The following is a 10579-nucleotide window of genomic DNA, read 5'->3' as shown; positions in this document are numbered from 1 at the left end:
GCAATGCAAAGGCAATCTGTTCCTCACTGAATGCCGACTTCTTCATGGCCATCTCCCTGGTCGCCTCTGGCGACCTTCATGATGGCCTGAACGATAGACTTTTTCTCATTATCCGTGAGCACATTTTCGGGGGATGGGTCAGTCAAGCGCCAATGATGCTCCCTACGCGTAAACTGCTTACCAGCAAGGTTCACTTTGCCGATGATTTCCCCCGCGTGTATCGTGAACGAGTCGGACATATTAGATGGTCCTTTCGGCGTCGGGTAGACTATCGCCAGGTCAATCGAGAGTTGCTATCGCTGCCCATTGGTATGATATTGTTGATCAGGGCTGCAGTCATCGTCAGTGCGTTTTGGCAGCGGGATGGTGTGCAACCATTTTTCGCACATGCCAGTTGGACTGATCATAAATGACTCGGGAAATCAATTTAGATAGGGCGGGAGCCGTGAAATTCGATCGCATCGAAGCGCCTGTCGCATTCAGCATGGTCGATCACCTGGATCATCCGACCCAGCAACCAACGTGCGTCTTTGCCCGTTACGCCTGTTGTTGGATGGCGTTTAACAACATCTACTTTGTCGCTCTGAGGGGAAAGTTGGCGACCAATCCCAAATATTGTCAGGATCGAAAACCTCATGAGATGCCGTCAGAAAAATGCCATCTCACGTTTATCGCGTCACAGATTGTTCCGGGTGTTCTTCAACAAGTAATCGAGTCACCGTCGTTCGAATTCTTTCTCACTCGGCGACCAACATCGCTTCATGGAAATGTGCCGGACATTCAAGGGGTACCACCGAACGGCGTGACGAACATCGCCAGGTCGATTTACGCGAATGTGCCAAAAGTTAGTGGTCTGGATCGAACCATCGCTGGGCGAGTTGGCACGAAGAATCAGCTTGCGACCGACGAAGGCGCCGTGGCGGCTGAGTTAGTGATGATGCTCTACACCATTCGGAATAATATGTTCCACGGGGGGAAGGAGTTTGATGATCCAAATGCCAACGAAGTGCTCCGGGAGGCTTACGTCATACTCCGTAACATTGTAGATAGCTTTTTAGCCACCTAGGGTTTCCCATGTCACCCGGGAGGGCACCTATGGACATCGATTACGACCGGCTGATTGCCGAGGCCAATACTTATGATGTTGAAGCACTCGTCGGTGTTCTCACCGAGGAACTCCCGCACGACTGGACCGACGCGTACAAGCTCGTATCACGACATCGGCCAAACATCTATCGTTTTACCGTTGGGACCTTCGAGTACCTCTTCAACTTCGTCGACGAAGTGCCGCAAGATGTGACTGTCGAGAACCGTGTCGTCGCGGTCCATGGTCGATCTCACGCTGTCAAAGATCGCCGTCGTGACCACCTAATGCGTAACCGGCCAATGCCTATGGCATTCTCGATTGCAGGCATCGGTCCCAGCACAGCCCTCCACCTGCACCTTGACGCCCTAGACCTAACGATTCTCAAGTCCATCGCAGATATGATCACCGACACAAATAGGAGGTGAGCATGGCCCACCCTATGGTCAGATCGTCGACCGGCTCGGTCGAAGGATCTAGGCGTATGTCAGCCACGACGGATTAATGTGACGTACACTCGCCGGATTAGTGGAACGGTGAATGACATAAGACGCGACCAAGTTACCGTTCGCATCTTGTGGTAGTTCAGGTATTTGGGCTCGCTGAACGCCGACTTCTTCATGGCCATCTCCCTGGTCGCCTCTGGAGACCTACATGATGGCCCGAACGTCCGACTTCTTCTCAATATCCGCGAGCACATCTTCGGGGGATGGGTCAAACAGCCCGGCAATTTCTTGCGAATGGCTCAGTTCCTCCACTATCTCCTATTACGCTGGCCGTTTCACCGGAGGGCTATGACCTGCTCTTCCGTAAACACTACTCGTTACGGTCATTTCCCCGCAGAGATCCTATATAAAGGGTGCGGGATATTTTAGATAGCCGACATGGAACATTGTCGTGGTCGAGGCAATTCCGTAGGCTAGGAAAGTGACGGTTGCTTAAGACACAGCGGGCCGACGCAAGGGTTCTTGCATTTGCACATTCAGGAGCCTATCCTAGCTATTGCCTTCTCGGCATGTCTTCGGAGGTCTAATGAAAAGCGGGCAAAAGGTTGCATCATTCATCTTTCTTTTATTGTCGTGGTCGATCCCATCGAACGCCCAATCGACTCCGCATTTTGTGCATAAGGCGACACTGGATTTGAGTCGTATTTTTTGCCGTGATGGCGACGATGGCGGGAAGCCTCGTTCACTCGTTTTTGATGGGAAAAACGCATTCATTGGCGGCGCGAATTACGAGAACCCAACGGTCGGGATTGTCAAAATCGCAAATTTGCTGGATGGCGGACGTGATATTGTGTCGTTGGAAAAGACTCGGTTTCGCGCGCCGAGTCAGCGCGGTTATGACTCGCTGACCTTTGATATTGTGCACAACCATCTGATTGCAAGTTACGACAGCGGTCATTTCGGGACGAGCTTCGTTCGTTGCATCGATCCTGACTCGGGCGAGACGGTATGGGACAAAACTGGATTCGAAGCCGAGCGACCGGTTTGCGCGGACGTGGACCCGGTCGGCGATTCTGGCAAGCCAGCAGTGGCGTATCTCTTGTATCAGCCGGCCAAGGACGGCGTGCAGATGAAGTATCTTTCGGTGGATAAAGGAGCCCCAATTTCACCGGGTGCGGTTATTAGGCCCTCCCCACAGAACTTTCGCGGCAAGTTGCAATCGATTGCCTTCGGTGTAAAGGGCGATATTGCGATTGTGGGATATGGGGGGATAGCTTTGGGGAATCGCGCCGAATCCGGAAATGGTAATAAGTGGAAACAAGTGAATTCGGAGGCGAGCGGAACGAGTTCGGTTGCAATTCTGGATGACGCTGAAGTCTGCATGAAAGGTCGTGGGGCGATAATTTTGACGGGAGTTGGCCCGGGAGGATCGGACTTGCTTGCATTTTCGGTGCAAAATCCGCGTTCAACAAATACATCGGATATGCATGGTGTGGTGCAGTCGATTAATTCGTGTGATGTTCAGTTTAGGCGATTGGATGGTTCGACAGCTGAATTGGGTTTAACTAGTTTGGCGGGTAATGAAGATGGCACGGGGCGGAAGTGGTCGGATCGGCCGCCGGAGGATCCTAAGAAGCCACTTTCCCGAGTCGTTTGCTCGAAAAGCTTATGGTTTGGGCCGGATGCCTCAAAGCAGAAACGTGTGTTATTGGTGCTTGATACGATGGAGCGCCGTCTGGATGTTTATGAAATAATCTCGCCATAATTCATCGAAGGAATGAGCGATTTAAAGGACAGGCTTATCATCTCATCGTAGATATGTCTGATGCGATCTCGAAGGGGCTTTAGCCCAGTAAGGATATTGGTGGTGATCGCCATTATCGGAGTGTTGATTGGGCTTTTCATGCTGGCGTTGAGTAGAGTATGGCGGTCGGCGGCGAGCATTCGTTGTCAACGCCAGCTTCGTCAGTTGGGCGTGGCTCTACATGGTTATGCGGGATCGAATCTTGGTTGGCTGCCGACATAGTCGGAGGTCAATTGTTTCTGGCGAAGGATTACCCGGTGTCGAAGGGGTTTGAGTCAGGATTGGGGTGGTGTGAGCAGATGATGCCATATTTCGCGAGGCCAGATTCGCCGGTCTATCACTACCTCTCTATTCCGGTAAACGCGATCAACTATTTCCTGAATGCAAGGTGAGAGTACTTGAACTATCGACACAATATTCAACTGAGCGCTATCAAAAGGTCGTCGAGTTTATTTTGCCGGGAGACTGCCAGCAAAGGATTTTTATCAACCGCCATTTGAAACTTGGCTCCAGCCAGCTCAGGATGATAAGGATGACGCGGAGATCAAGTGCTTGCTGTTTGTAAATGAGCCGGGCGGGCTGAGCTTGCATCGAAGGGGAACAATATTTTGTTTTCGGATGGACATGTAGCAGCTTTTTCACGATTCGACATTAGCGCGGTGACTTGCCATCCGACCAAGATGCAGTCTTGGGACGATTGCGCTGTGGATTAGGTGAATAATGGATTTTCTTATGTCACAGAAAATTTCGCGGCGAGACGTATTGCGGGTTGCTGGTTGTATGGCCGTGAGTTCGGCGAGCGGTGCGTTGGCCGGGTCGGCGACCCAAGTTGCGTCGCCGACACAAGCGACTCGTCCGGCGACACAGTCGGCTCTGCGCACGACATTCTTTTATCAGTTCAATGAACAGGCGATGAAAGCACTGACGGCAGACGGTGGGCTGCCGAGTGGATCGCAGTATCTGCATATATTTTCACACAGTGCCCCGGGGCTTCGCAACACACCGGAAATGGCTCGATTGGCGCATTCGCGTGGGAGCAGTTTCAGGTATGCCCATCCGTTCGATATTCATAAGTATTCGGGATGGATGACGTGCGCAGATGACGAACTAAAGCGGTGGGCAGCGGAATTTCGTAAGCGGGCGGACAATCCAGATGGCCCGGCCGATTACTTCGCATTTAATGAAATGCCGACAAATGCGTGTTCCGATCCACATGTGCGAGAGCGACTGGCGAAGCTGATGAGATACATTGCGGCGACGGGCGATCAGCGCGGGATGCGGGGGATATTTTTCATGACCGAGAAGAATTTGAATTTTCGCAACTGGATTGGGGAACCGCAGTCATTTTTCGCAGCGATTGATGAAACGTGCGACCTGGTTGTCGGGGAGCACTATCACAGTTTTGCATTTGTAACAACAAAAATGGCAGAGGAATACGCGTCACATCTCTTCGAGTTCCCTAGATGGCTGATTGGACGGAAAAATCCTGAATGCCGGAGAGTGGCTGAGGAGAAATTCGTCGTATGTCACTCGTCATTTTACGGCACTAAAGTATCTGGCTGGGCGGGCGTAGATTCGCATGCCCATGACGAGAAAGATCTTGCGAAATATTTTGATGACGTGATCGCGGCCACGCGCGCGCATCCGTTGGGGCGCGATCGGATTGGTTTCGGGCCGTTGGTGGCGGAAGGGCTGGACTCGCGCGCGGTGACGTCACTGGCTCACTCCCTCGGAATGGACCTGCGTGCTTAAGGAAGCATTGAGACGGTTTGTGGGCACGCATTGTTGAATTGAAATCAGCTGATTGATATTATGTAGAGACTGGCAATGAAGTCGCACATGTTCAACAAAAGCGCGGTAACGATTGTTGTGGTTGCGCTGATTGTGATAGGGGGGTTAAGCCGTTTCGTTATGGGCGAGGGCAGCCCCCCGGCGGTCAATGCCGATCGGTTGAATTATCTATATGGCGTCAACCCTTATTATGTGTCTGGGGCATTTGCAAAGCTGACGACGCCACAATGGCTGGGAGAAAAGGGGGTAGATGCGGTGGTTGTTCTGGCAATAGATGATCTACGACCAAAGGATCAGAAGAAGTACAGCGACTATCTCGCGCCCGTGATTCAGGCGATGCAGGGACTGCGTCCGGCGGGGACGATGAGCATCATGGCATGTTCAGTTGCGCCGCAGATCCCCGAGTTGCGGCAACTTCGCCAACAAGGGGTTTCGATAGAGGTGCATACGCTCGATCATCCGCTGCCGATGCTGCGGCGGTGGGATTTTGATGCGGCGAAATCCACTTACGATCGATGCATCGAGTTGGTGAGCAAGATTCCAGGAAATGCACCGGTGGCGTTTCGGGTGCCATTTTGTGACACACACAATACACCGAGCCCGCGTTTTTTTGCGGAAATATTTGGGAAGACGACGCGATCAGGGGCGTTTCTGAGCATCGATAGTTCGGTTTTTAACCTGATTACTGAAGAAGACGGCGCGTTGCCGCGCCAGATCACGCGCGGTGAAGACGGGCGGCCGCGATTCGGCAGGTATTTACCCGCGAGCAGCTATGCTAATCTGGTCGTCAATTACCCGTACCCTTATGTAATAGGCGGCTTTTGCTGGGAGTTTCCGCCGACGGTTCCCAGTGATTATGAAGCGCAGCTGGTCAACGGGCCAAATAGCGATGCAACGCTCGGCGATATGAAGTTTGCGATCGACGCGGCCGTGTTGAAGCAGGGAGTCTATGCGCCGGTCTTCCATCCGCATGGTTGGATCAGAAATGATCAGATCGCGGCGCTGGTGAAATATGCGGCGCAACGATATCCAGGGCGCGTTCGGTTCATGAGCTTTGGCGACGCGTTGCAGCGTTTGAACGAAAATCTCCTCCAAGGACAGGCAGTCCGTTCGGCGCGCGCCGGAGATAATGGCGTACGAATCATCGACGTGGACGGCGATGGTTTCATGGATGTCATCGTGGCGAATGAGAAGCTGCGAGTAACGAGGATATGGCGACCTACCGAGCAGAAGTGGTTGGAGGTTCCATTTCCGACGCAGTTGGTAGACAACGGCGTTTCCACCGGCGCGCAATTTGGCATTGTGCGGCCAGGGGGGGCGGTTTCAGTGATGATCCGGACGCAATCTGAGGCAGGGGCGTGGACGTTTTCCGATGGTAAATGGAGCGAAGACAAGGCGCTTTTGAATGGACTGGACATCAATGGGCATGCCGTGTTGACGGCGGCCGGAGGGGTGGATCAGGGCGTGCGTTTTCGTGATATCAACCATGGCGGCATATGCGAATTGATAGTCGGCAATTGCGAGTCGAACGCTGTGTTTCAGTGGGACGAATCGGCTGGGCGCTGGCGGCAGCTGTCTTTTGCCCTGCCGGGGGGCGTCGGGTTCGTCGACGGCAAGGGGCGCGATGCGGGTCTGCGCATGGTCGATTTGGACGGCGACGGGTGCTTGGACGTAATATTCTCGGATGACAATCGCTATGTGGCCGCCCTGTTCGGATCGATGACGTCTGGCTGGTCGAAAACGATCGCCGATGTACGGCGTGCGAAAGGTCAGAAAGATGTCCCTATGCCATTCGTGCGCGAAACCACCAATAACGGAGCGTGGTTTCATGGCCAACGGTTGCTGATTCAGAATGAGGATACTGAGAAGCTTCCAGACTTCGTGGAGTTGCATTCCTTTGCGGAGCTTCTGCGTGGTCCCTCGGAAGCGGTTCGAAAATGAGCAATTAATACGGGTCGCATGAGTAGTGGACTTAAAGGTTATGCAATTGAGAAACGTCAAAGCAACGCGCTGGATGCTATGGGGAATCTGCATCGGCGTGCTATTGTCGCTGATGCGAATGACGGATGAGCCGGAAGAGAGTGGTCAATTCGTGCGGATGTTGGAGTCGTCACGGTTTTTCAGGTCGTGGCCGCGGAGGACGAGCAGCGGAATGCCGATCGTCCGGAATGTCCTCGTGTATCCCAAATCCGACGGGCATTATTGCCTTACAGGAGATATCCTTGAGTCGTTGTCGGACGGGCGAAGTTGCTACATGCCGTTTCAATTGAGATTGCCAGCACTGATTGATATTGGCGATGGCAGCAGTGTAACACTGTCCGAATATGCGAAATATCTGGAGAGAGAGGATCGCCCGGTGAAATATACGGTCGCATGGTGGACGACTCCGGCTATGGTGTGGGTGCTGTGGACGGGTGGAAGTATATTGATCATTGGGGTGATCTTTCCGGCAATATTGCGGTTATTATATTCAGTGCCGGCGACTGAAGAACCAGAGACGGCATATGATTTGGAACGGTTTTCATTAGGAAATGATGCGCCTCAGACTGTTGGTCCGGAGAAGCCGACTGAACAGGAAATAGCGAAACTCGACGCGACGATTAGGCAGCTAGAAGCGCGAGTTCAGCCGATCGGACCTTCGGGAACGCACGATAAGACAGCACTGGGGGCACCACCATCGCTGGCGGTGGTGCCTTTGTCGGGGTATGAGGAGCCGATAGTCGCGGTGGAACCGGACGTGCGACCGCGGGATTACCAAGGCGAGTATTATCCTGTCGCGCGGCGGCAGGCGGATGAGAACAAGCTGCCAGTCGATTCCGAGCATCACACGGAATAATCTGGAGAGCATGCTATGTGGTTCATACGAAACGGCGGCCGGCGGTTGATCATCACGCTTCTGGTGTGTTCGGCCGGTCTGTTTGTATTCGTGAAGGTCGAGTGGTTCAACCTGCACGAGGCGCAGCCCGCGATCGGTGAGGTGGTGAATACGGCAGCGGGGCGCATGCCCGATGCTGAAGCGGACCAGATCCGCAAGCAGCTGATTGCGCCGGACGCGGCGACGCGCGACGCAGCATTGGAAAAGATCAGGTTGCTCATGCAGCTGTCACCAGAAACAGTCGCGTATCACCTGGCGATACGTTGGAATAAGCCGCTGTTAGAGATGAAGCGTTATGCAGACGTGGCTGACTGGTCCCAGGTCGCAATTACGTGCGACACGCTGGACTGGCCGTTGGGCCAGGCGGCGGTGGAGTCTTTGCAAATGTACCGTACGCGTGCGCTGCTGGCGTCGGGGAAGACGGCCAAGGCGTTGTCCGCTGCAAAATCGCTTTACAACGTGATCAGTATCGACAACGCGCCTGCGGCGGAGACGTTGGTGAATGAGTGCATGAAGGCATCGTCAGAATATTCAGGGCTATGTGCGCGGTTCTTGGCCGAGCAGCGAGCCGATCCGCCGCCTAGTACACAGCCAACCGCGCCAGAGCAGCCGGTGCTTAAGCGGATTAAGGTCGACCCGAAGTCTTACCTCGACGCCGTTGGGCGTATCGATGCTGCCGTGCCGACGTTGGATCATGTGAAGAAGTTTCGAGCGCTGACGCAGAAAGGGAATCTTTTGCTTCTAGCGGATCATGCCGACGAGGCCAAGGCTGTGTTCGAGCGCATCGAATCGATCGAAGCTGGTCACGAGGCGTCGCGGACACGGATGGTGGCAGCGGCGGAGAGCATCGCCCGGGCGATACATGCGCAGGATGGGTCGATAACACGAGCGATGATGTTTCTTACGGAGAAAAGCCGGCAGAAAAAATGAACGTTCTGATGGCCGGCCGCGCGTCGAGAAAAGACACCGATGCCATCCGCATAAATATGGAAGCGCTTTCGCACGTCGGACTGGTTGCTGGCGGTCATGCGGTCGGGAATCATAGGGCATATTAAAAGCTCCTAACAAAATGGGTCAGACAGGCAGTTAAGGCAAATCAGCGCACAAGCAATGGCCAGAAACGCTTCATGGATGTCGTCTCGTCGATCATAACGGAACTTCAGATGTCGATTTTGATGTACCCAACTTTCCGCCCGCTCAACCACCCACCGATAAACGCCCAATCCGCTGCCATGCTCGGTTCTTCGTTTGGCCAGGAGAGGTTGCGACCTTCTGGCTCGGAGTTGTCGGCGGTGATGCTTGGAGTCGTATCCACGGTTGCCCTGAACTTGATCAAAGCGGTGACGCGGCCGGCCACGCTTGCCCCGGACGCTTGGAACGCCGTCCACCAACGGCAACAGTTGAGTGACGTCGTGACGGTTTGCTCCAGTTAGCGTAAACGACATCACCGCACGATCTTTGCCGTCCACCAGCAGATGATGCTTCGATCCCGGCTTACGCCGATCTACCGGATTTGGGCCTGTTTTTTCCCTCCGTGCATCGCACGGACCGAGGTCGAGTCGACGATGGCTCGCGACCAATCGATCTTGTCGGCGGCATTGAGCTTGTCCAGGAGCACCCGGTGCAGTTGCCGCCACACGCCGGCGACATTCCAGTCACGCAGCCGACGCCAGCAGGTCATTCCGCACCCGCAACCCATCTCCTGCGGCAGATACTCCCACGGGATGCCCGTCTTGAGTACAAACACAATTCCAGCCAGCACATGGCGATCATCCACCGGCGGCCTGCCACCACGCCGACGCCGGTTCCGGCGACGAGACCGCGGCTTGGGAAGCAATGGTTCTACAATTTGCCATAAATCATCCGTGACGAGCGGCTGGGCCATCCTGACCTCCGACAAAGACTGCCGCTCATTTTCAACAATTGCCCCTTTAATTGGGAACCAACATTCACGACCATTTTGTTAGGAGCTTTAAGCTGAGTTTACTGGCAGTTCACGCCGCCGGGGACGTTGTCGCAATAGGTATTCGAAATACCGCGACTCGCGCACATCGAAGTGGATGGCGATGGCCGCGACTGGGGCGCCGTTCCGCCTCTTGCTTGAGAGCATTGACGCAACTTACTTAACTGCTCATCAACTTAGCTGAACGCTATGTAGTTCCGAGCAAGCTCTGCGCATCGCTATATACCAGCACTCAGTATTCATTGATCCATTAGGGAGTCCTCCACCAGCACCTTCGCCTCCTTCAGCGTCGCGAACTCCTCCCGGTTCTGCAGTTCGTCCTCCAGCGTCCTGCTGGCCGACCTCCAGATTCTTGCAGACCTCCTCGATCGACTTCCCGGCCGCCGTTTCTGCCTCCGCCTCACGCAGCTTGCGGACGATCTGCTCGGGGGTGTGCCGCTTCTTTCTCATCGAGAGTCTCCTTATCCGATTTCGGTGACCCATCCCCCGAAAATGTGCTCACGGATAATGAGAAAAAGTCTATCGTTCAGGCCATCATGAAGGTCGCCAGAGGCGACCAGGGAGATGGCCATGAAGAAGTCGGCATTCAGTGAGGAACAGATTGCCTTTGCATTGC

9 protein-coding genes are annotated in these 10579 nt (G+C 54.2%); 8 read left to right on the top strand and 1 reads right to left on the bottom strand.

Annotated features, from left to right (window positions below; translation table 11 throughout):
* The 8 genes from VGN12_25515 to VGN12_25480 all read left to right on the top strand — a co-directional run.
* The coding region (locus VGN12_25515) for a hypothetical protein (protein HEY4312834.1) at positions 1 to 413 on the top strand (413 nt) is incomplete at its 5' end.
* A gap of 32 nt (positions 414 to 445) precedes the next feature.
* Positions 446 to 1066 carry a hypothetical protein gene (locus tag VGN12_25510; GenBank protein ID HEY4312833.1) on the top strand — a complete coding sequence of 207 codons (621 nt, stop codon included), beginning with the start codon at positions 446 to 448 and terminating at the stop codon, positions 1064 to 1066.
* A gap of 29 nt (positions 1067 to 1095) precedes the next feature.
* Positions 1096 to 1512: a hypothetical protein gene (locus VGN12_25505; protein HEY4312832.1), complete on the top strand. Its 417-nt coding sequence runs from the start codon at positions 1096 to 1098 to the stop codon at positions 1510 to 1512.
* A 604-nt stretch (positions 1513 to 2116) separates the two neighbouring features.
* Positions 2117 to 3295 carry a hypothetical protein gene (locus tag VGN12_25500; GenBank protein ID HEY4312831.1) on the top strand — a complete coding sequence of 393 codons (1179 nt, stop codon included), beginning with the start codon at positions 2117 to 2119 and terminating at the stop codon, positions 3293 to 3295.
* A 759-nt stretch (positions 3296 to 4054) separates the two neighbouring features.
* Entirely contained in the window at positions 4055 to 5086 is a 1032-nt protein-coding gene (locus tag VGN12_25495; protein ID HEY4312830.1) for a hypothetical protein, read from the top strand.
* Between the two features lie 87 nt (positions 5087 to 5173).
* Complete coding sequence (locus VGN12_25490; protein ID HEY4312829.1) at positions 5174 to 7066, top strand: polysaccharide deacetylase family protein; 1893 nt, start codon at positions 5174 to 5176, stop codon at positions 7064 to 7066.
* Between the two features lie 46 nt (positions 7067 to 7112).
* On the top strand, positions 7113 to 7961 hold the full coding sequence (locus VGN12_25485) for a hypothetical protein (protein ID HEY4312828.1): 849 nt from the start codon (positions 7113 to 7115) through the stop codon (positions 7959 to 7961).
* 15 nt (positions 7962 to 7976) lie between these two features.
* Complete coding sequence (locus VGN12_25480; GenBank protein ID HEY4312827.1) at positions 7977 to 8930, top strand: hypothetical protein; 954 nt, start codon at positions 7977 to 7979, stop codon at positions 8928 to 8930.
* 131 nt (positions 8931 to 9061) lie between these two features.
* Here VGN12_25480 and VGN12_25475 read toward each other — a convergent pair.
* Positions 9062 to 9885 (bottom strand): IS5 family transposase gene (locus VGN12_25475; GenBank protein ID HEY4312826.1). Its coding sequence is split into 2 segments (ribosomal slippage): positions 9062 to 9528 and positions 9528 to 9885, totalling 825 coding nucleotides; the frame shifts between segments, so codons are not numbered across the junction.
* Positions 9886 to 10579 lie beyond the last annotated feature (694 nt).

It is taken from the genome of Pirellulales bacterium (genome assembly GCA_036499395.1).
GTDB lineage: Bacteria > Planctomycetota > Planctomycetia > Pirellulales > JACPPG01 > JACPPG01.
The sequence above is the reverse complement of the archived record's forward strand: the minus strand, read 5'-3'. Positions and strand labels throughout refer to the sequence as shown.

Bases quoted from the DNA above. Each gene is read 5' to 3' on its own strand.
- VGN12_25505 (HEY4312832.1), top strand. From the start codon at position 1,096: ATGGACATCGATTACGACCGGCTGATTGCCGAGGCCAATACTTATGAT.
- VGN12_25500 (HEY4312831.1), top strand. From the start codon at position 2,117: ATGAAAAGCGGGCAAAAGGTTGCATCATTCATCTTTCTTTTATTGTCG.
- VGN12_25495 (HEY4312830.1), top strand. From the start codon at position 4,055: ATGGATTTTCTTATGTCACAGAAAATTTCGCGGCGAGACGTATTGCGG.
- VGN12_25490 (HEY4312829.1), top strand. From the start codon at position 5,174: ATGTTCAACAAAAGCGCGGTAACGATTGTTGTGGTTGCGCTGATTGTG.
- VGN12_25480 (HEY4312827.1), top strand. From the start codon at position 7,977: ATGTGGTTCATACGAAACGGCGGCCGGCGGTTGATCATCACGCTTCTG.